This window comes from Xenorhabdus yunnanensis, assembly GCF_028598805.1.
Taxonomy (GTDB): domain Bacteria; phylum Pseudomonadota; class Gammaproteobacteria; order Enterobacterales; family Enterobacteriaceae; genus Xenorhabdus; species Xenorhabdus yunnanensis.
Window position 1 is genome coordinate 12,377 of the sequence record NZ_JAQRFI010000023.1, and the last position, 22,218, is coordinate 34,594.

The 22,218-nt window shown below is 42.2% G+C and carries 19 protein-coding genes, 2 tRNA genes and 1 pseudogene; 18 read left to right on the top strand and 4 right to left on the bottom strand.

Features of this window, described 5'->3' with window-relative positions; all coding sequences use genetic code 11:
- The first annotated feature begins 135 nt into the window (after window positions 1-135).
- Window positions 136-918 carry a sulfite exporter TauE/SafE family protein gene (locus PSI23_RS11260; protein WP_373567319.1) on the top strand — a complete coding sequence of 261 codons (783 nt, stop codon included), beginning with the start codon at window positions 136-138 and terminating at the stop codon, window positions 916-918.
- 110 nt (window positions 919-1,028) lie between these two features.
- Here the strand turns inward: PSI23_RS11260 and uriH are convergent, their stop codons facing one another.
- Window positions 1,029-1,979: a uridine-preferring nucleoside hydrolase UriH gene (gene uriH, locus PSI23_RS11265; RefSeq protein WP_273555178.1), complete on the bottom strand. Its 951-nt coding sequence runs from the start codon at window positions 1,977-1,979 to the stop codon at window positions 1,029-1,031.
- Window positions 1,980-2,421: 442 nt separating this feature from the next.
- Here uriH and PSI23_RS11270 point away from each other — a divergent pair, with 442 nt between their 5' ends.
- The 5 genes and pseudogenes from PSI23_RS11270 (at window position 2,422) to PSI23_RS11290 (ending at window position 6,690) form a co-directional block, all read left to right on the top strand.
- The gene (locus tag PSI23_RS11270) at window positions 2,422-3,723 is read left to right on the top strand and encodes an NAD(P)/FAD-dependent oxidoreductase (RefSeq protein ID WP_273555179.1); all 1,302 of its coding nucleotides are present in this window, start codon (window positions 2,422-2,424) and stop codon (window positions 3,721-3,723) included.
- A 100-nt stretch (window positions 3,724-3,823) separates the two neighbouring features.
- Complete coding sequence (locus tag PSI23_RS11275; RefSeq protein WP_273555180.1) at window positions 3,824-4,192, top strand: cupin domain-containing protein; 369 nt, start codon at window positions 3,824-3,826, stop codon at window positions 4,190-4,192.
- Window positions 4,193-4,219: 27 nt separating this feature from the next.
- Complete coding sequence (locus PSI23_RS11280; protein ID WP_273555181.1) at window positions 4,220-5,713, top strand: aldehyde dehydrogenase family protein; 1,494 nt, start codon at window positions 4,220-4,222, stop codon at window positions 5,711-5,713.
- Between the two features lie 86 nt (window positions 5,714-5,799).
- A pseudogene (locus PSI23_RS11285) lies at window positions 5,800-6,135 on the top strand (alkaline phosphatase); the annotation flags it as partial.
- A 12-nt stretch (window positions 6,136-6,147) separates the two neighbouring features.
- Window positions 6,148-6,690 (top strand): GNAT family N-acetyltransferase, encoded by a 543-nt coding sequence (locus PSI23_RS11290; RefSeq protein ID WP_273555182.1) that lies wholly within the window; start codon window positions 6,148-6,150, stop codon window positions 6,688-6,690.
- Window positions 6,691-6,862: 172 nt separating this feature from the next.
- Here PSI23_RS11290 and PSI23_RS11295 read toward each other — a convergent pair.
- The 3 genes from PSI23_RS11295 to rsmC all read right to left on the bottom strand — a co-directional run bounded on the left by PSI23_RS11295 (window position 6,863) and on the right by rsmC (window position 8,325).
- Window positions 6,863-6,949: transfer RNA gene (locus tag PSI23_RS11295), tRNA-Leu, on the bottom strand.
- A gap of 59 nt (window positions 6,950-7,008) precedes the next feature.
- Window positions 7,009-7,095: transfer RNA gene (locus tag PSI23_RS11300), tRNA-Leu, on the bottom strand.
- A gap of 216 nt (window positions 7,096-7,311) precedes the next feature.
- Window positions 7,312-8,325 carry a 16S rRNA (guanine(1207)-N(2))-methyltransferase RsmC gene (gene rsmC / locus PSI23_RS11305; protein ID WP_273555183.1) on the bottom strand — a complete coding sequence of 338 codons (1,014 nt, stop codon included), beginning with the start codon at window positions 8,323-8,325 and terminating at the stop codon, window positions 7,312-7,314.
- A 138-nt stretch (window positions 8,326-8,463) separates the two neighbouring features.
- Here rsmC and PSI23_RS11310 point away from each other — a divergent pair, with 138 nt between their 5' ends.
- The 12 genes from PSI23_RS11310 (at window position 8,464) to PSI23_RS11365 (ending at window position 22,007) form a co-directional block, all read left to right on the top strand.
- Window positions 8,464-8,874, top strand: coding sequence for a DNA polymerase III subunit psi (locus tag PSI23_RS11310; protein WP_273555184.1), 411 nt, complete (start codon window positions 8,464-8,466; stop codon window positions 8,872-8,874).
- Window positions 8,843-9,292 (top strand): ribosomal protein S18-alanine N-acetyltransferase, encoded by a 450-nt coding sequence (gene rimI / locus PSI23_RS11315; RefSeq protein WP_273555185.1) that lies wholly within the window; start codon window positions 8,843-8,845, stop codon window positions 9,290-9,292. Before PSI23_RS11310 ends, rimI begins: the two co-directional genes overlap by 32 nt.
- A 231-nt stretch (window positions 9,293-9,523) precedes the next feature.
- Window positions 9,524-11,113 (top strand): peptide chain release factor 3, encoded by a 1,590-nt coding sequence (prfC, locus tag PSI23_RS11320; protein WP_273555216.1) that lies wholly within the window; start codon window positions 9,524-9,526, stop codon window positions 11,111-11,113.
- 418 nt (window positions 11,114-11,531) lie between these two features.
- Window positions 11,532-11,939, top strand: coding sequence for a BON domain-containing protein (locus PSI23_RS11325; RefSeq protein WP_273555186.1), 408 nt, complete (start codon window positions 11,532-11,534; stop codon window positions 11,937-11,939).
- Between the two features lie 283 nt (window positions 11,940-12,222).
- The gene (locus PSI23_RS11330; protein ID WP_273555187.1) at window positions 12,223-13,350 is read left to right on the top strand and encodes a patatin-like phospholipase family protein; all 1,128 of its coding nucleotides are present in this window, start codon (window positions 12,223-12,225) and stop codon (window positions 13,348-13,350) included.
- Window positions 13,351-14,121 (top strand): TatD family hydrolase, encoded by a 771-nt coding sequence (locus tag PSI23_RS11335; protein ID WP_273555188.1) that lies wholly within the window; start codon window positions 13,351-13,353, stop codon window positions 14,119-14,121.
- Between the two features lie 431 nt (window positions 14,122-14,552).
- Window positions 14,553-15,818 (top strand): NupC/NupG family nucleoside CNT transporter, encoded by a 1,266-nt coding sequence (locus PSI23_RS11340; protein WP_273555217.1) that lies wholly within the window; start codon window positions 14,553-14,555, stop codon window positions 15,816-15,818.
- Between the two features lie 559 nt (window positions 15,819-16,377).
- Entirely contained in the window at window positions 16,378-17,157 is a 780-nt protein-coding gene (gene deoC / locus PSI23_RS11345) for a deoxyribose-phosphate aldolase (protein ID WP_273555189.1), read from the top strand.
- A gap of 103 nt (window positions 17,158-17,260) precedes the next feature.
- Window positions 17,261-18,649 carry a thymidine phosphorylase gene (gene deoA / locus PSI23_RS11350; protein WP_273555190.1) on the top strand — a complete coding sequence of 463 codons (1,389 nt, stop codon included), beginning with the start codon at window positions 17,261-17,263 and terminating at the stop codon, window positions 18,647-18,649.
- Window positions 18,650-18,726: 77 nt separating this feature from the next.
- The gene (gene deoB / locus PSI23_RS11355) at window positions 18,727-19,950 is read left to right on the top strand and encodes a phosphopentomutase (protein ID WP_273555191.1); all 1,224 of its coding nucleotides are present in this window, start codon (window positions 18,727-18,729) and stop codon (window positions 19,948-19,950) included.
- Window positions 19,951-20,023: 73 nt separating this feature from the next.
- Window positions 20,024-20,740, top strand: coding sequence for a purine-nucleoside phosphorylase (gene deoD, locus PSI23_RS11360; protein WP_273555192.1), 717 nt, complete (start codon window positions 20,024-20,026; stop codon window positions 20,738-20,740).
- A gap of 727 nt (window positions 20,741-21,467) precedes the next feature.
- Entirely contained in the window at window positions 21,468-22,007 is a 540-nt protein-coding gene (locus PSI23_RS11365; RefSeq protein WP_273555193.1) for a fimbrial protein, read from the top strand.
- The last annotated feature ends 211 nt before the right edge of the window (window positions 22,008-22,218 follow it).

Sequence of the window (22,218 nt, forward strand, 5' to 3'; positions counted from 1 at the left end):
ATTTCTCTTTAATACGAAGCTAAGATACATATTCTTTTTTTGAATATGATATTTGTTTTTGTCATATTATGAGTAATGATTGCTGGGATTTGGTGAAAAAATGTCCTTTTATTAGATATAAGCGGGAAAAAGATGGTGTCATTAATCCCTGAGCTTGCGATTGGAGCGATTATTGGTTTAATTATCAGTACTACCGGCGTTGGTGGTGGCGTGGTGGTTTTGCCGATCCTGAGCTATTTTTTCGGATTGGATGCATTGGCTTCTGTAGCGACAGCTAATCTTCTTTCAATGCTGATGAAAATATCATCTTCTTACATTCACTTTCGCATGGGCAATATTCCCTTACGTCAATCTTTGATTATTCTGCTGATCATGATACCCGGTACGGTGTTGGCCAGTTATGGAGTAACGATGTTGAGTCATGTAAGCTATTATCAGGTACAACTTGAATGGGGAATTAATTTATTGGTTTTATTGGCTATCTTATTCTCCCTGTATCTTTTTTATCGTCGAATACGTCAGCCACAGTTAAAAATGAGCCAAATGCAACCACAATCCAGGCTGATTAAGCCTCTTTTACTGCCCGGTACAGGGGCAGGGTTGGTGCTTGGAGCGACGGGAGTTGGTGGTGGCATAGTGGTATTGCCATTACTACTACGCTATGCGCAAATGAATATCAAACAAGCGGTTGGTGTTTCCCTGTTTGTCACAATGATATTATCCGGTTCATCTGCTTTTGCTTATGCGTACGGAGGATATACGGATTGGAAACTGGCATTGGTGCTGTTTGTTGGTTCTTTGCTGGCGATCCCTTTTGCCAAGTATCTGATGAAGCATTTGCCTGACAAGATATTACAATATGCCACATTGTTCTTGATCTTATGCGGTGCTGTATTGATGGGATTCCGGTTAATTTGAAGAAACTTCCTTGACTATTGAGGCGAGCGATAGACCCAACAGCCAAAGAATATATTGAATATAATTAATAAAGCAGTAAGTGGTATTAATAAATAAGTAGTATTAATAAATCAATAAGTAGTTTCGCCAATATTTTTCAGGGCATTAATCACTAATTGCCAGAACTTGCTGTGATCCAATTTGACAGCAACTTGTGTATGGCAATCTTCAGGTGGAGGAGAACGGAAATCTGCCACTGTCATTCCGGTTGTTAATGCTCCCGTTAGCTCAATATTAACGGGAACTTTTTGGGTCGTCATAACATCAGGATCGATCACATAAGCTACAGCACAGGGATCATGCACTGGAGGATAACCAAATCCCTGATGCTCACGATATCTATCCCCATAAAATTTCAGCGCATCCAACACGAATTGCGAGGAACGTGTCTTAATTTGAGCGATTGCCTTGATAATTTCAGGTGTTGCTTGAGCTTGATGAGTGAGATCTAAACCAACCATCGTCAGCGGCCATTTTTCATTAAAAACAATGTGTGCGGCTTCTGGATCGATCACAATATTAAATTCCGCAACTGCACTTCTGTTTCCTTTATGATAACCCCCTCCCATCAATACGACTTCCTTCACCCGCTCAACGATTTGCGGTGCTTTGCGTGCGGCCATAGCGATGTTCGTCAAACCCGCAGTTGGAACCAGAGTCACACTTTTGGGCGGATTTTCCATAATCACATCAATAATTAAATCAACTGCATGGCGAGTATCCAGTTTCATTGCTGGCTCAGGAAGAATGGGGCCATCTAAGCCAGTTTCACCATGAATGTCTGGGGCTGTCTTGATCTCACGAACAAGTGGACGGTGGCATCCTGCTGCGAAAGGAACATTGTGAATATTGGCGATGCGTGCAATGCAAAGGGCATTGCGGGTTACTTTATTCAGGGTTTGATTGCCAACAACGGTTGTGACAGCCAACAGCTCAATATTCGGGTTCCCGTGGGCAAGCAGGAGAGCAATGGCGTCATCATGTCCGGGATCGCAGTCAAGGATAATTTTCTTGGGTAGCATATTTATTCCTTTTAGTGACTATACCCATTATTTTCAAGTCGTTGTTTTATTAGTGATAACTCGAAACCTACTAGGTACATATATAAATATCTTTTCTCAGAATAATTCACTAACAGAAAAAATTCCTCCCAATCCATCACAAAGTGAAAATATAAAAGTTACATCTTGTTAATAAATATTTTAATAATTGTGATTTGATTAACATGAAGGCAACAAATGATTTGAGCATTTCAATTACATATGATTCATATATATATATCAGATAATAAGTGCGTTAATTGTTATTTATATCAATTTGTTAATATTTCGACCCTTTATTGCTTTGTTAATACACTTGAATAACCAATATTCAATAAATGTGATAAATCTCCCTGAGAAATGGAGTAGCAAGGTGATCGTCTGAACACCATCAGGGGATAAGCAGATGCTCATGGGGTATAACATGAATAATCAACTTGATTCATTAACATACTATGCGGCAACAAAAAAATACGATCTTCGTTTCCCAATGCTGACAGAAGATTTGGATGTTGATGTAGTTATCATTGGCGGAGGTTTTTCTGGTATCAATACGGCATTAGAACTGGCAGAAAAAGGCATCACTAATATTGCGATTTTGGAAGGCCGGACTTTGGGATATGGCGGTACAGGCCGTAATGGTGGTCAAGTGATGACGGGCATTGGTCATGACTTGAATAAGATCAAGCGCCATACGGGTACAAAAGGTTTGGAAACCATATTTAAAATCAGTAGCTTGGGTGCAGGGATAATTCGTGATCGAATCGCCAAATATGATATTCAGGCTGATTTTTGCCAAGGTTATGCATATCTTGGCTGGAATCCGCGACATGATAAAACATTGCATAGTTGGTTGCAGGAATTTCGTTCGGCTTCCCCTGATGAAGAAATTGAACTTTATACTGGTGTGGATGTTAAGAAAGTTATTGGTTCGGACCGCTATACCAGCGCATTAAAACACATGGGTGGCGGGCATGTTCATTCGCTCAATCTGCTGTTGGGAGAAGCCAAGGCTGCCACTGAATACGGTGTCAAAATTTTTGAAAACAGTCAGGTTGTGAACGTAGAGTATGGCCCCAGAGTCACAGTTCGCACATCAATGGGGTCAGTTCGTGCCAATAAGATGTTGTGGGCATGCAATGCCTTTTTGGATGGACTCGAACCGACTATTTATAGAAAAACGATCAATACCTATGCCTTCCAATTGATGACTGGAGAACTGTCGGACGATTTGATTGAAAGGATCAGTCCGATTCGTGGAGCATACAGTGATATTAGCCCTGTCATCGATTACTACCGTGTTACCAAAGAAAATCGTTTGCTATATGGCAGCGCGACACATTTCATTGAATATATACCTTCTGATTTAAAAGCATGGAACCGCAATCTCATGCTCAAAACTTTCCCTTACCTGAAAGATGTGAAGGTAGAACTGGCATGGGGCGGGCCATTATGTTGCAGCGCCAATCTGTTTCCGCAAATTGGTTCTCTGCCTGATCATAAAAATGTGTTCTATGTTCAAGGGTATTCGGGGTTTGGTGTGACACCTAGCCACATTATCTGCAAAATTCTGGCTGAAGGAATGAGTGAAGGCTCAGATCGTTATTCGCTACTGAGTTCGATTCCACACCTCAATATTATCGGGAAAGACAGATTGAGAAATGTATTGCTCTCTGCCGGTAAGATCTGGCACCAAACTGCAGGTTATTGGCAAGGACGTCGTTAGTTTTATCACTGTTTAGATTTTTTTTGTCACTATTTTCTTTTTATTATTTTTTTGAACAGTAACTATTTATTTGAACAGTAACTATTAAAAGGTAAAAGTCATGATAAAGCCATTATTGTTAGATAAAGCACTTCCTGAATTAATGCCAATTGGCAGTGTCACCAATCTTGGTTCTGTTGTGGTGGACGGTGATCCACAGGCGAGTGTAGCCATGACCCATGGGAAACCATCGGATAATCTGACATGTGGTATTTTCGCCTGTACCAAGGGCATATTTAAAATGACCTATTCCTTTGATGAAATGGCAACGGTGCATGAAGGCTCAATGAAACTGACTGATGTCAAAACAGGGGTTACGGTCGAATATCATAAAGGCGACTCGTGGTTTGCGGTAAAAGGGACTGAAGTATTGTGGGAAATCACCAGTGAGCGTTTCGTCAAACATTACATGGCTTGTATAAACGGGTAAGTATCCGGCTAGACAGAGGAAAAGATAATGAGTGAAATTAATTTGTTGGGGTCGGTTACTGCTTTCTTGCAGCGTTCTCACGGTCATTATATTAATGGAGTCTCTATTCTTGGTCAGGAAAAGGAAACTTTTTCCATCGTTAACCCAGCTTCTGGTGAAATGATAGCGACGGTCAATCAGGGAGGAGAGGCCGAAGTTAATCAGGCAATGCAGGCGGCATCGGCCGCTTTTCACGGATCATGGGCACAAATTTCCCCTATAGAGCGGGGAAATTGTCTGAATCGGCTGGCTGATCTATTACAGAAAAATGGTGAGGAGCTGGCGCAACTGGAAAGTTTATGTTCTGGTAAACCGATTCAATTATCCCGTATGCTGGAAGTGGGAGCATCAGCCGATTATTTACGCTATTTTGCGGGATGGTCGAGCAAAATCACTGGCGAAACATTGAATGTCTCATTGCCATCGCTTAAAGGAGAAAAATATAGCGCCTTTACTTATCGTGAACCCATTGGCGTTGTGGTCGGTATTATTCCGTGGAATTTCTCCATCATGATAGCGATTTGGAAATTGGGCGCAGCATTGACCAGTGGTTGTACTATTGTGCTTAAACCCAGCGAATATACTCCTTTAACCATACTGCGTGTGGCTGAACTGGCAAAAGAAGCAGGAATTCCAGATGGTGTGATCAATATCGTCAATGGTTCAGGCGCTCGCATTGGATCTTCTCTGATTAGTCATCCTCAATGTGCCAAAGTTACTTTTACTGGCTCAATTCCAACAGGCATGAGCGTGGGTAAATCGGCTCTGGAGCAAGGATTGAAGCGCACAACACTGGAGCTTGGGGGCAAAAACGCAGCGGCGTTTCTGTCGGATATGAGCGTTGAGAAAATCGTTGATGGCATATTGGAAGCGGGATACGTGTATCAAGGGCAAATCTGTGCGGCTGCGGAGCGTTTTTATATTCCATCTGTCCACATGGATGATGTTTTAACGTTACTTTCTGAACGATTATCTGTGATGAAAATCGGCTCCCCTCTTGATGAATCAACGGAAATGGGACCTCTGGCAAACAAAGCACATTATGACAAAATTCTGTCTCTGTTTGAAAAAGCGCGTCAGGAAGATTGCGAAATTGTCTACGGAGGCTACGCACTGGAAGGGCCGGGATTTTTTGTCGCGCCCACGATCGTGAAAGCCAATAGTGCTGAAGACACGTTAATGAAAGAAGAGACATTCGGGCCGATCGGTACTTTCCTCAGTTATGACGATGAGGACGAGTTAATTGGCATGATGAATGCAACGCCATTTGGATTGTCTGCCAGTTTATGGACGAACAATATGAGTAAAGCAATGCGTATGACTTCACGCATTGAAGCAGGAATTGTTTGGATCAACATGCATACGTTCCTGGATCCTGCGCTTCCGTTTGGTGGCTGGAAATCTTCAGGGATTGGCCGTGAATTTGGCAGTGCATTTATTGAACATTATACGGAACTGAAATCGGTCATGGTGCGTTATTGATGGAATAGTGAGTTTATATTTAGGCTTATATTGGTAGAGCGCTGCTCGGTCTTTGGCTGTTGAAGCGCTCATTTTCCCCTTCCTGTCTTGCTGAAACCGTGGCCTTGGATAAAGCCGTACAAGTTGGTCTTAAATTTGCCAAAGAACATGGTGACACTCTTGTGATAGTGACTGTTGATCATGCGCATTCTAGTCAGATCGTTGAGCCTGATGTCAAATCACCCGGCTTGACTCGATCGCTGATTACGAAAGATGGTGCAGTTATGACAGTAAATTATGGTAATTCGGAAGGGAATAGTCAGGAGCATACCGGTACACAGCTACGCGTTGCCGCTTATGGCCCACATGCTGCTAATGTTGTCGGTTTGACTGATCAAACGAATCGGTTTTTTACCATACGTGATGCAATGGACTTGAAATAATAATGGTGATAAATGAAGAAAATACGTCAGTTGTCCCGCTGGGAACTTCCTGATGTCTGGAAGATTGATCGCACTGAGTTAATAGAAAACTTATATATTCAGAAGCAGGATAAATTAATACTTATGCCGCAATGCTTTGACATGAAAGGTTGGCCGGAAGGTGAAGCGGAAACTTATACGCCAATTCTTCTCGATAGCTATGATCGTGGGGCGCTCTTTATGGGCGCTTTCGCAGAGAACGAAAATGACACATTGATCGCTGCTGCCAGTGTTGATCCTCACTGGCGCGGGGAAAACAGTGACCTGCTTCAATTGTCTTTTTTGCATATTAGCAAGGCATATCGCGGTTCAGGCTTGGGAAAACAGCTATTCCATTGCTGCATTGATTTTGCCAAAGCAAAAGGAGCGAAAGGGTTATATATCTCATCAATACCGTCAGAAAATGCCGTGAATTTCTACTGGCATATGGGATGTTTACTGATTGATCAGCCTGATGCTGAACTTTATCAGCGAGAACCTGACGATATTCATTTGATCTATACCATCAATCCTTGATTAACAGCGCGGGAGATTTTTATCCCGCGTCCTTCTTCCTGATTTCGAAAGGGACTTGATGCTTTGAATAAGCGGCAAAATCAGCAAGTAAATTATAAGAAGGATCAAATAAGATTGAGGAAACTATAAGAAGGAAAAGCACAAGATAAGAAAGGGAAGAAAAATGAAACAGTGGTGCGAAGGGGGGGACTTGAACCCCCACGTCCGTAAGGACACTAACACCTGAAGCTAGCGCGTCTACCAATTCCGCCACCCTCGCAGGTACTGCCATTTATCTTATTTGCTTAACCGGTTTTTTTAACTAATAGTTATCTGATTTGGTGCGAAGGGGGGGACTTGAACCCCCACGTCCGTAAGAACACTAACACCTGAAGCTAGCGCGTCTACCAATTCCGCCACCCTCGCATATATCAGACACTATCACTTAAACGGATAGCATGGAGGCGCATTCTAGAGATTTTATGGCTGGCGTCAATCATTATTTGGTGAGAAAACGTGTGATTGGCGCAAAAATCGGCATGTCAATATGCTTGGGGAAGGCAGAGATAATATGCTGAAAAATAGAAATTGCCTGCCCATTAAACTGGAGCAGGCAAAACAGGGATGCATTTAATGCCTGAGTTATTTCTTCGTCGCTTGGTATACTTTGAATTTACCTGTTTGCGCAATGACTTCATGGTTACCGAAGGTATTATCCAGCAGGTCAGGATAAGGTAAGAAAGCGTTTGCGACGATCCGCAATTTACCACCGGATTTAAGATAATTTGGTGCCATGCGAATTATATCATCGGCAGCAACCAAGTTAGTTTTCAAGCCATCATGGAATGGTGGATTAGAAATAATCCAGTTGAATTTTTCATCAATGGCTGAATACACATTACTGGTGACCACATTGCCTTCCAGCTTATTGGCTTTCAGTGTTGCCTTGCTGGATGTGATGGCAGCAGCATTGACATCGCTTAGTGTCAGGGACAGATCAGGGTTCTTTTTACCCAATACGGTTGCTAATACCCCAGCACCACAAGCAACATCCAACAGGCTGCCAGAGATAGGGGCATCAAAAGTGGAAAGCAACAGACGACTGCCGACATCCAAATCATCTTGGCTGAATACACCGGGCAGCGTATTGACCGTGACATCTCCCACCTGATAGCTGTTCCACCAATTGTTTTGATCAAACTGAACCTGATTTTTCAATTGACCATAAAACAGACTGCAACGACGTGCTGTATCAATTTTGTGGAAAGTAGCAATACCTTCCATTAATTTATCAACACTGCGTACACCACTACGGTTCTCACCCACGATAAAAATATCCGTTCCGGGAGACAGGATGGAGAACAGATTGCGTAGTTGGAAACGTGCTTCCTGCTTGCTTTTTGGCCAATAATAAATCAGTGTGTCACATTCTTTGATAAATGTGCTGTCCGCTAAAAGGCCAAACCAGGCATTATCACCAAGCTGACGGATCAGGGATTGCCAATGGTGATATTGGCTAGTATGCACACGCACACTTGCCGCTTCAATTTCTGTTGCCAGATTGTCCTGAAGATCACCGGCAAAGAGTAGATGATGAGAGCGGAATTGCTCATAATGACGCAGGATAACTTCGCTGGCCGGGGTTAATACTGACATCTATGTATAGCTCCTATAAATCTTTATCCAAGTATAAGTATCAGCGTGCAGAACTGAATGCCATGCTGGTTGGCGTAGAGATAAGCCCTCTGATAATATATTACCTGTTATTTTTTATGGCAGATGGAATAAAACACGATGACGAAGCGTGACAGATTACTCTCCCAACTGGGGATCACCCAATGGGTTTTGCGTAGCCCAATGACCTTGCAAGGTGAATTATCTGTCCTCATCCCTGATTCAACCCGTCTATTGATCATTAGTTATGATCAAATTGACTTAAGTCATTCATTGTTTGCTGATATTTTTACAGCCATGGGGATTGATGCCTCATCGGTATATTGCATCACGACAAAAGATGTTGAGCTACTTTCAGAATCAATCCACTGCCCGTGCTGGCTGTTAGGGGTTGATATTACCTTATCAATACAAGGGATTTCTTTGAGAAGCTCGGCATTAAATGACTTATCTCTTGATGGGAATGCAAAACGCGCTCTTTGGCAACAAATTTACCATTATGAAGAATATTTCTCTATTAACTCTCGTTGATCTTCCAGCCGCATTTCAAGTAGAGCAGGCCAGCCATGCGTTTCCGTGGAGTGAAAAAACCTTTTACTCTAATCAGGGAGAACGTTATATCAACTATAAGATAACGCAGAATAACCAGATTATCGGTTTTGCGATAACACAATATGTCATGGATGAAGCCACACTATTTAATATTGCTATTCATCCTGAACATCAATCGTGTGGACATGGCAGGGCATTGCTGATGTATCTCATTAATATATTGCCTGAAAAACAGATCAACACGCTGTGGCTTGAGGTACGGCGCTCGAATCAATCTGCCATTCGTTTATATGAAGATATAGGCTTCAATGAAGTTTCCATCCGCAAGAATTATTACCCGACTGAAACAGGGAAAGAAGATGCCATTATTATGGCATTGCCGTTGTTTGGTGGGTGAAGGATGTTTATGAAAATTGTTGTGAAGTAGTATGCAACATTATCAAATTTCAACTGAATGAATTAATGATTGGCTTATGCTCTATCTTGAATATCATTGGTTGTTTATAAGTCCAAGTTCAGCGAAAATAACCGCCAATCACGATTAACATGACGGATTGAAAAGTGAAGCGCCAACAAGAGGCGCTTCCAAATGGTATCAATCCGTGCACAGACTAGAAGATACCAATTGATGTCAAATTCTCCATTTCTGCAAGAAGTCGCGAAACGGCGCACTTTTGCAATAATTTCTCACCCTGATGCGGGTAAAACAACTATTACTGAAAAAGTATTGCTGTTTGGACAGGCGATCCAGAAAGCGGGGACGGTAAAAGGCCGAGGCTCTAACCAGCACGCTAAATCTGACTGGATGGAAATGGAAAAACAGCGTGGCATCTCCATTACCACTTCCGTAATGCAGTTTCCTTATGGTGATTGTCTGGTTAACTTACTGGATACCCCTGGGCATGAAGACTTCTCTGAAGATACCTATCGTACTTTGACGGCTGTTGACTGCTGTTTGATGGTCATTGATGCTGCGAAAGGGGTTGAAGATCGTACTCGTAAGTTGATGGAGGTTACTCGTCTGCGTGATACGCCGATCCTGACATTCATGAACAAGCTCGACCGTGATATTCGTGATCCGATGGAGCTGATGGATGAAGTAGAAAATGAACTGAAAATTGCTTGTAGCCCGATTACATGGCCAATCGGCTGTGGCAAATCTTTCAAAGGTGTCTATCATCTCTATTTTGATGAAATTTACCTGTATCAGTCTGGTCAAGGGCATACCATTCAGGAAGTTCGTGCTATCAAAGGGTTGGATAATCCTGAACTAGATGCGGCAGTGGGTGAAGAGCTGGCGAACCAATTACGTGAAGAGCTGGAACTCGTCAAAGGGGCCTCCCATGAATTTGATCAGGAAGCTTTTTTGCAGGGCGAACTGACACCTGTCTTTTTCGGCACTGCATTGGGTAACTTTGGTGTTGATCACATGCTGGATGGTCTTGTTAAATGGGCTCCGACTCCAATGCCTCGTCAGACTGATGCGCGTGAAGTGATTTCCAGTGAAGAGAAATTCACAGGCTTTGTTTTCAAAATTCAGGCCAATATGGACCCGAAACACCGTGACCGCGTAGCATTTTTGCGGGTTGTTTCCGGTAAATATGAAAAGGGTATGAAACTGCGCCAAGTCCGCATTAAGAAAGATGTCGTCATTTCTGATGCACTGACTTTTATGGCGGGAGATCGTTCTCATGTTGAGCACGCTTACCCAGGGGATATTATCGGCCTGCACAATCATGGCACCATTCAGATTGGGGATACTTTTACCCAAGGTGAAGAGCTGAAGTTTACTGGTATTCCTAACTTCGCACCTGAATTATTCCGCCGTATTCGTCTGCGTGATCCGTTGAAACAAAAGCAATTGCTGAAAGGTCTGGTGCAATTGTCAGAAGAAGGTGCTGTACAGGTATTCCGCCCTCTTTCCAATAACGATCTGATCGTAGGGGCAGTAGGTGTACTCCAGTTTGATGTTGTTGTCGCTCGTTTGAAAAGTGAATACAACGTTGAAGCGCTGTATGAGCCAGTTAACGTTTCCACGGCCCGCTGGGTAGAGTGCAGCGATGCGAAGAAACTGGAAGAGTTCAAGCGTAAAAATGAGCAGAACTTGGCTTTTGATGGTGGTGATAACTTAACTTACATTGCGCCAACAATGGTCAATTTAAACTTGACCAGTGAACGCTATCCTGATGTTGCTTTCCGTAAGACACGGGAACACTGATATTCTTTTCAGGGCCAACAATCCTGTTGGTTCAGATCGCTGACAAACCCCGTTTAAAATAATAACGGGGTTTGTTTTTCACCATGAAAAATGTTGTGATTATTTTCCCCAATTTGGCCAATCAGATCGTTTACCAAACCCTCAATTTGTACTCCTGCTGCCTTGAACACTACTCAACTCAAACAACACCTCATCAGTAGACCATACCAATGATTCTGTTAGTTATTGTTTTACTTATTATTTTATTCTGACTTTATATTAATTTTAAGAATAATATCCTTGTTTAGTAAGTGTTGATGTTGCTTTCTGTAATATAAGTCGGTCTCAGCTGTCTAATTGATATACTGGCATACTGTGATTGTCTAAATAATGTACTCTTTATTGAAGGTATTATCTCATGTTAAGTAAAGGTGGTAGTATGAATAAGTCTCGAATTGCACACTCACTAGTGGCTGTCGTTTTAGGCTCAGTACTGGTCAGTAGTAGTGCTTTTGCAAATAATCTCTTTTCAGGAAATACACAATCATCGCAAGGAACGGCGAAGAAAATTGATAAACCGCTAAATAACTCAGGGGCAAAAGTTACTAGTCCTGTGCAGAATGCAGGTAACTCTTTTAACGACACTAAGATTACTACCGCAGTAAAAGATAAATTGCGTCTACAAAAGAATATAAACATTAGTGACATTTTAGTGAAAACAGAAAAAGGCATTGTTTATATTGCAGGCTTTGTTAAAAGCCAACCTCAGAAAACTAGAGTAGTTGCTCTGGTTAAGAGTGTAAAAGGCGTTAAGTCTGTGCGGTACGCTCTGGTAGTTAAAAAATAACTGGCATCATTAAAAGGGTGGCTAGTAATAAGCCACTCTTTTTACCTCTTTCTCCCTCAATAAAATCCTGCTCAATTAGTAGATTATCTAATAGAGAATGCTATTCGTCGTTGTATTCCTTTCCGCCACTTTGCAACTTGAAATCTATTGAGTGTATCAGCATTCTATTTTTTTATGATGTAACGGAAGTTTTACAAATAAGTTGTTTGAATAACAATATACTGATAGATATTCAGCGTGTGGGTTAGTCTTGATGCTGTCGTTGACTTTTAGAGGAGGAAGTGTGGGAAAGCATATTCCAATAACGTTGGGTAATATAGAACCCTTAGCTTATAAGTCACAGATAAAGCCAGGAAAAATTGCGCTTGTTTGTGAAGGAGGTGGTCAAAGGGGGATTTTTACCGCTGGCGTTTTGGATGAATTCCTCCGTCTTGGTTTTAATCCGTTTGAGTTGTTCCTTGGGACATCGGCGGGAGCTCAGAACCTTTCTGCCTATATTTGTGGTCAGCGTGGTTATGCACGTAAAGTGATCAGCCGTTATACAACAGATTCAACCTTCTTTAATCCATTCCGTTTTGTTCGCGGTGGGCATTTAATCGATCTGGATTGGTATATTGATACTATATCTGAGCAGTTGCCACTCAATATTCCGGTTGCAATGAGTCAGTTTGATGCTGGGCGTGAATTCTATATGTGCGCTTGCCGCGCTGATAATTTTGAGCCGGATTATCTGCATCCTAATGAGCGAAATTGGATGGATATTGTCAAAGCCTCGAGCGCCATTCCGGGATTTTATCGTAATGGTGTTACTCTTAGTGATGTGGTTTATCAAGATGGTGGCATTTGTGATGCGATTCCAGTGCAAGAAGCTTATCGCCGCGGAGCGGATACTATCGTCGTAATTCGGACAGTTCCTTCACAACTTTATTATACGCCTCAGTGGTTCAAGCGCATGGAGCGCTGGTTAGAGGTTAGTAGCCTGCAGAAAATGGTCAAGATGATCAACCTTCATGCACAGAGTTATCGCCAAACACAGAAATTTATCGAAAATCCACCGGATGGTGTACAAATCTTCGAAATCTATCCACCAGCACCATTGGCTACAATGGCATTAGGAAGTAGGCTCAGTGCACTAAATCAGGATTATCATTTGGGACGGCGTTGTGGACGATATTTTATGGCAACGATTGGGCATACTTTTGTTGAAGGAAAATTTGGATATGCAGAACGTAAGAGTTATGGGGTATGCCGTACGAGATTAAATTCTGATGGTATTAATCATAATCATTTTCGGAGAAATCATTTCCTGAACAGTGTCAATCATTGCCCGATAGTGGAACCTCCAGCATCTGATGTGATGGAAAATGTGCAAACGACAGAGATGAGCATGATGGATAACTTGGACAAATAGATGTTTATTGATACACATTGTCATTTTGATTTTTTCCCTTTTGCGGGGGATGAAATAGAGAGCCTGAACCAAGCCAGACAAATGGGTGTGGGAAAAATTATCGTTCCCACGATAAGTCAAATGAACTTCCAGAGAGTTGCGGCGTTGGCTGATGATTATCCCCCAATCTATGCTGCATTTGGTTTACATCCACTCTATGTTGCTGAACATCAGGCGGTTCACCTGGATGAGTTGGATCAGAAGCTACAGGAAAAAGGTGCTAAATGTGTAGCAGTAGGTGAAATTGGCCTTGACCTTTATATGCCTGAGCCGCAGTTTGAAAAGCAGAAAAATATGTTAGAAGCGCAGCTAAAACTCGCTAAACAACATGACTTACCCGTAATACTTCATTCCAGAAAAAGCCATGATCAATTGGCTGCAATCTTGAGAAAGCACAAGTTACCACGAACAGGGGTTGTTCATGGTTTTTCAGGTAGTTTGTCCCAAGCCCAAGCCTTTATTCGCCTGGGGTTTTACATTGGTGTTGGGGGAACAATTACCTACGATAGGGCACAAAAAACACGTAACACCATTTCACAATTGCCTTTGTCATCTTTGGTATTGGAAACAGATGCACCTGATATGCCATTGTCGGGGTTGCAGGGGCAGCCAAATCGACCAGAAAGAGTTGCACAGATTTTCTCAGTATTGTGTGAGTTGCGCCAAGAACCGTCAGATGAAATTGCCCAGCAAATTTATCAAAATAGTGTGACGCTATTCGCAATTGAGTGATTTATATTTAGGCAATTTATATGAGTTGATTCAAATTGCAACGCAGAAGCAATGTAATGAATCTTCAGGAACATAACTGACTATAAACCGGATGAGATAATATAACCGCAAAGCAGCAACTTAAAAGGTGAAAGGTACAGTAAACATTAATAACGCTTAACTTACATTCCTTGCCTATTTATCCTATTTTTTACCTTTTTCCCTATTAAATTATCTAATCCCACCGAAACTAAGTGGCTTTGTGTGATGCGGATCTCATTTTGCATTTTTATATTACTTTTTGTTGTATTAATTTGTGATGTTAGTTGCTTGTTCCTTTTTAGTGCTAGGTATAATCGGCTCACACAATGTCAGTAGGAACATATAAAACAACTGACATATTTTTTTTATTATTCATTCAGTGAACAGGGATTCTTCCAATGCAACTCCTTATGAGTCTGATAGGGATAGTAGTACTGATTTTTATCGCAGTGCTCTTCTCCAGTAACTACCGAGCCATTAAAATCCGTACTGTCCTGGGCGCCTTTTTGATTCAGGTTGCTATTGGGGCATTTGTACTTTATGTACCAGCCGGCAAAGACATTCTGGGAGGAATGTCAAGAGGCGTTTCCAACGTGATTGGATATGGTCAAAAAGGAACAGATTTTATTTTTGGCGGACTGGTTTCCGACAAAATGTTTGAATTGTTCGGCGGTGGTGGCTTTGTTTTTGCTCTGCGCGTTCTGCCAGTGATTGTTTTCTTCTCATCACTCATTGCAGTGTTGTATTACATAGGCGTTATGCAGCTCATCATCAAAATACTGGGTGGTGGATTGCAGAAAATACTGGGAACATCACGGACTGAATCTCTGTCTGCGACTGCGAATATTTTCGTGGGTCAAACTGAAGCTCCTCTGGTTGTGCGTCCTTATATTGCGACCATGACCCAATCTGAGTTGTTTGCGGTTATGTGTGGTGGTCTGGCTTCCGTTGCGGGTTCAGTATTGGCGGGTTATGCATCGATGGGTGTTCCGTTGGAGTACCTGATCGCGGCTTCATTCATGGCAGCACCAGGTGGTTTGCTGTTTGCGAAACTGCTAGTGCCGGAAACAGAAAAAACTCACGATACTGCTGATGCAATGTCATTGATTGCAGCGGAAGATCGTCCTGCAAATATCATTGATGCGGCTGCATCGGGTGCCGCATCCGGTATGCAACTGGCTCTGAACGTTGGTGCAATGCTGTTGGCATTCACCGCATTGATTGCTTTGCTCAATGGTATCTTAGGTGGTATCGGTGGCTGGTTCGATTACCCTCAATTATCTATGGAACTGGTTTTGGGCTGGGTTTTTGCACCAATTGCCTACCTGATCGGCGTTCCATGGCATGAAGCCACAATCGCAGGTTCTTTCATCGGCCAGAAAATCGTCGTTAATGAATTTGTGGCGTTCATGAACTTTGGTGAATACCTGAAAGCTGACGATATGGTTAAGGCTGCGGGTCTGCAAGTGCTTTCCGATCATACCAAAGCAATTATCGCCTTTGCTTTGTGTGGCTTCGCTAACTTGTCTTCTGTTGCGATCCTTCTGGGCGGCTTGGGTGGTATGGCACCAAACCGTCGCGGAGATATTGCCCGTTTCGGCTTGAAAGCTGTATTGGCAGGGTCACTCTCTAACTTGATGAGTGCAACAATTGCAGGATTCTTCCTCGCATTGTAAGACGCAGAGAACGTATATCAAATTGAATGCAGGTGAGATTTCTCACCTGTTTTTGTTTTTCCTGAAAATATTTAATGTGATTTAATTCACAATAAAATGTTTGTTGTTGCAAGAGTCATGTGATTAGTGTGATTTTAAGCACGAATTATTGTTCATTTACATGTTCAAATAATGATGTGCAGACACCTAATGGCGATGGTTGATCCCCATAACATCAGGCAATATGAAATATAAAGAAAGCTAAGTATAGTAAAGATATAGTGCAGAAAAAATGCGCAAACAGAGACAAATAGCGCAGAAAAACAGCGCGGAGAGAGGGAACTCTGTTGTTGCAGGGGCATATTGCCATAGCAACATCTTCAAGGAACCAAGTCCGCTCGCCAACAAACGAACTTATTGTTAAAAACGAACTTGTTGTTAAAAAAGTAATAGTTAAAAAGTAATGGTTAAAAAACAATTGCCATAAATAATCGTTAAAACTAATCGTTCGTTCAAAATAATCGTACAAAAGAATGTGTGAACTGGTTCAGTCACGATAATAATACCGTTGGAGAGTTCTATGACCGATTTAACCGCCGCCGCTCAGCATGCGCTGAGTTTGATGGATTTAACTACACTTAATGATGATGATACAGATGAGAAAGTGACAGCACTTTGTCGTCAGGCGAACAGTCCCGCCGGACATACGGCAGCTATCTGTATCTACCCACGTTTTATTCCTTTGGCACGTAAGATATTGCGTGAACAAGGAACTCCCGATATTCGCATTGCTACAGTGACCAACTTTCCACACGGTAACGATGATATCGACATTGCACTGGCTGAAACCCGTGCTGCCATCGCTTATGGTGCAGATGAAGTGGATGTTGTTTTCCCTTACCGTGCATTGATGGCAGGTGATGAACAGATTGGCTTTGATTTAGTAAAAGCCTGCAAAATGGCCTGTGCTGAATCAGGCGTATGGCTAAAAGTCATTATTGAAACAGGTGAATTGAAAGATACAGTTTTGATTCGCAAAGCGTCTGAAATTTCAATTAAGGCTGGTGCTGATTTCATCAAAACCTCAACCGGTAAAGTTCCCGTGAACGCGACACTAGAAAGTGCCGAAATTATGCTGAGCGTAATCCGTGATATGGGCGCAGGCGATAGCGTTGGTTTTAAACCAGCAGGTGGCGTGCGTACTGCGGAAGAAGCGGCACAGTATTTGGCGCTGGCGGAACATATCTTGGGAGACAAATGGATTGATTCCCGTCATTTCCGTTTTGGTGCATCCAGTTTATTGGGCAGTTTACTGACTACACTTGGATATCAGGGCCAAAAGCAGAGCAATGGTTATTGAGATCAGCAGTAGTTATTGAGATCAATCGTAATTAATTGAATGCACGCTAAAATAGTGTGTATTACTGCCATTCTTTTCAGATAATAATGATTGGGAGGTAGCTTTGTTTCTGGCACAGGAAATTATCCGCAAAAAACGTGATGGCTATCCATTGAATGAAGAAGAGATACGCTTCTTTATTAACGGGGTCCGCGATAATACAGTTTCCGAAGGGCAAATTGCTGCATTGGCAATGACCATCTATTTCCATGATATGACGATGGAAGAACGTGTCGCACTGACATTAGCGATGCGTGATTCTGGTACGGTTTTAGACTGGAAGAAATTGAATTTACCCGGCCCGGTTGTCGATAAACACTCGACGGGCGGTGTGGGGGATGTCACTTCCCTGATGCTTGGCCCCATGGTAGCGGCCTGTGGGGGATTCGTGCCGATGATATCGGGACGTGGCTTAGGGCATACCGGAGGTACGCTGGATAAATTGGAGTCTATTCCCGGTTTTGACATCTTTCCTGATGAGCACCGTTTCCGTAACATTATTCGTGATGTGGGCGTTGCCATTATCGGACAAACCAGTTCACTGGCACCTGCGGATAAACGTTTTTATGCGACGCGCGATATTACGGCAACAGTGGATTCCATCCCTTTGATTACAGCCTCTATCTTGGGTAAAAAACTGGCTGAAGGGCTGGATGCTTTAGTCATGGATGTGAAAGTAGGGTCTGGGGCATTTATGCCGACCTACGAACAATCGGAAAAGCTGGCCGAATCTATCGTTGAAGTTGCCAATGGTGCGGGGTGCAAAACCACAGCATTATTGACAGATATGAATCAAGTCTTGGCATCCAGTGCGGGTAATGCGTTGGAAGTGCGTGAAGCAGTCCAATTCTTGACGGGGGAATACCGTAACCCTCGGTTATTTGAAGTTACCATGGCGTTATCTGCTGAAATGCTGGTTTCGGGCAATCTGGCCATTGATCGTGATGATGCATATCGTAAGTTACAGGCAGCACTGGACAGTGGCAGAGCGGCGGAAACATTTGGTCGCATGGTGGCTGCACAGAAAGGACCAACTGATTTTGTCGAAAATTACGCCCGCTACCTACCGACTGCGGAATTCATCAAGCCAGTATTGGCCGGACAGGTATTAGACGGACATGTATTAGACGGTCAGATATTAGGCGGTCAAAGAGGCATCGTTGCAGAAATGGATACCCGGGCTTTGGGAATATCTGTTGTTGGATTGGGTGGAGGACGTCGTAAGGCGACAGATCCTATTAATTACAGTGTGGGGCTGAGTGATATCGTTGCGTTGGGCACAAAAGTGAATGCGGATACACCCTTGGCAATGATTCACGCCAACAGTGAACATGCTTGGCATGAAGCCGCAGAAACAATCAGTAAGGCCTTTGTTCTTAATAAGAAAACCGTTCTTGAGGAAACAGGAACACAAGCCGCCACACCGATGGTTTATCGTCATATCAATGGATAAATCAGACAAGAATTGAAATCGATTTTAATAGCTGGCAGTTTCCGCATTGATAGCGTGAATTGACGCAGGAGAAAATAATGAAACGTACATTCATCATGGTATTGGATTCCTTTGGTATCGGTGCAAGTGCTGATGCTGAAAAGTTTGGCGACAAGGGATCTAACACTTTAGGGCATATTGCAGAACAATGTGCCCGTGGTGAGGCTGATATCGGCCGTAAAGGGCCACTGCACTTGCCAAACCTGAGCCGTCTGGGATTGGGCAAGGCAACGGAAGAGTCTTGTGGAACTTTCCCGATTGGTTTGGATAAAGATGCCGAAATAATTGGCGCTTATGGTTACGCGAGTGAACTTTCTTCTGGTAAAGACACGCCATCAGGCCACTGGGAAATTGCGGGCGTTCCGGTTCTGTTTGACTGGGGCTATTTCCATGACGAAGAAAACAGTTTTCCACAGGAGTTGCTGGATAAACTGGTCGAGCGCGCAAACCTGCCGGGTTATCTGGGGAACTGTCACTCTTCTGGTACAGTGATTCTGGATAAACTGGGTGAAGAACATATGAAAACCGGTAAGCCGATTTTCTACACTTCTGCGGATTCTGTTTTCCAGATTGCATGCCATGAAGAGACATTTGGCTTGGATCGTCTGTATGAGCTGTGTGAAATCGCTCGTGAAGAGTTGAATATTGGTGATTATAATATTGGCCGCGTGATTGCCCGTCCATTTGTGGGTGATAAAGTAGGGAATTTCCAGCGTACCGGCAACCGCCATGACTTGGCCGTTGAGCCACCAGCCCCAACTATCCTGAAAAAATTGGTTGATGAAAAGCAGGGTGAAGTAGTTTCCATCGGTAAGATTGCTGATATCTACGCAAATGTGGGCATCACCAAAAAGGTCAAGGCGACGGGAATTGATGCTCTGTTTGATGCTTCATTGATTGAAATGGAGCAAGCGGGGGATAACACCATCGTATTTACCAACTTTGTTGACTTTGATTCTTCTTACGGCCACCGCCGTGATGTTGCTGGTTACGCGGCAGCACTGGAGTTGTTTGATCGCCGTTTGCCAGAAATGCTGAAATTGGTTAAAGAAGACGACATTTTGATCTTCACTGCTGACCATGGTTGTGACCCGACTTGGGCGGGCACTGATCACACCCGTGAGCATATTCCAGTTCTGGTTTACGGGCCTAAAGTTAAACCGGGTTCATTGGGACATCGTGAAACGTTCGCCGACATTGGTCAGACAGTAGCGAAATATTTCGATCTGACGCCAATGGATTACGGTAAGTCGATGTTTTAATTTTTTGTGGAGGCCGATGGGACTCCACACTTTCATCTATTTTGATACGTAATAAAAACAAGGAAATAAATGTATGGCTACCCCACATATTAATGCTGAGATGGGCGATTTTGCTGATGTTGTTTTGATGCCAGGTGATCCACTGCGTGCAAAATACATCGCGGAAACTTTCTTGGAAGATGCTCGTCAGGTTAACAATGTTCGCGGTATGCTGGGTTTCACCGGTACTTACAAAGGCCGCAGCATCTCTGTTATGGGTCATGGAATGGGTATCCCATCTTGCTCGATTTATGCCAAAGAACTGATCACTGAATTTGGTGTTAAAAAAATCATCCGCATTGGTTCCTGTGGTGCGGTCAGTGAAGATGTTAAAATCCGTGATATCGTGATTGGCATGGGGGCGTGTACCGATTCCAAAGTAAACCGCCTGCGTTTTAAAGATCACGACTTTGCAGCGATTGCTGACTTTGATCTGGTTCGTAATGCTGTTGATGCGGCCAAAGCGAAGAATATCAACGCGCGTGTTGGTAATCTTTTCTCTGCTGATTTGTTCTATACGCCAGATCCTCAGATGTTTGACGTCATGGAAAAATACGGCATTCTGGGTGTTGAAATGGAAGCGGCAGGTATTTATGGTGTTGCTGCTGAATTTGGTGCAAAAGCACTGGTTATTTGTACTGTTTCTGACCATATCCGTACTGGCGAGCAGACTACGGCGGAAGAACGTCAAAATACATTTAATGACATGATTGAGATTGCACTCGAATCCATTTTGATGGGTGACAATTAAGAAAGCGTAAATAGTTTTAGTCTTTCATTAAAAAATCATAAGCCCTTTTCATTATTGGAAAGGGCTTTTTATTTATGAATCGTGTTTTCATTTTTCATATTTTGTTAATGATAGGTCAGGTCTATTTACTTACGAGTTATCTTATTACTCAATGATTTTATTAAAAAATAAGTAAAAAATAATAAATTTAACAAAACTAAAACTGTATTTTTTAGTAATTACAATAATTAACAATTAGCTTGATAATTATATTGATCAGGTAAATTTTTTGTATTTATTTTGACTTAATCAATAAGGGTGATAATGAAATATAAACATTATGGTTATGTCGAGATAATAAATCGCCCATTATTTTCAGGAAGATAAAGTAGAGCGATAAAGCAACGCCAATTAAGATACTAAATTACTAAACATCGTTCGATATAACTTAGGGTAATAATCCGAAATAAAAAAATTATTAGAAAAATACACTACTCATTACACGTACTTTTTTATAAAAATTCATATTTCATATGATGTTAAGGCACATAACTAGTTTTATCGGCTGAAATTTGACTTAAGGCCTATTATGTAGAATGATATTGCCGATTTGGTTTATTTTGACCGATTATGATTTATGTCAAAAAACTAAATAATCATTAGCCTAAGTGTCAGAAATTAATTTCTGTGCTTCGGCTTCCCTTTGACTATAAGTATTTATTTTACAATTAAAGGCATAAGTTAAATTATGAAACTTAACAAATTGGCGATGGTTTTAGGTTTTGGTGTGGCTTTAACTGCTGGTATGGCAAATGCAGCATCTACTCAAGGTGACGGCACAGTTAAATTCACGGGTTCTATTATTAATTCAGTTTGTTCAATCAAAAATAATAATGTTGAAGTTGATATGGGGCAAGTGAACAACACTATCCTGCAAAAGGGTGGTGAATCATCTTCTAAAGCTTTCAAAATTGAATTACAAGACTGCGTTCTTGATACTATGAAAGGTGTAACCACAACTTTCACTGGGCCAGAAGCTGATGGCTCTGTGAAAGGCTTGTTGGCTCTTGAAGGTAGATCGCAAGGTGCTGCAATCATGATCACTAATCATGGTAACAAGCATATTCCTCTGGGCCAAAAATCAGAAATGATGTCTCTGCACGATGGCGATAACACCCTGAACTTCGCTGCTCGCCTGAAAGGTTTGCAAGGAGTTGAAGGTGAAAATATAGATGTGAAAACAGGTAGCTTTACTGCTATCGCAAACTTCACTTTGAACTACCTGTAATATTACGATCTGACAGATAATTTTTAATAGTTGAATATCAGGAAACCTATCGCGATTTATATTATGAGTTTCCTGATGGTACTTTCAGGGTATTTCTTGAATATCATATGTTAGCAGAATGGCACTACAGTATTCTGTAATCAGAACAGTGTTATTGATATAAATCAATATTACTAACAATTGAGTAAAAAGAATGTGTCATTAACGAAAT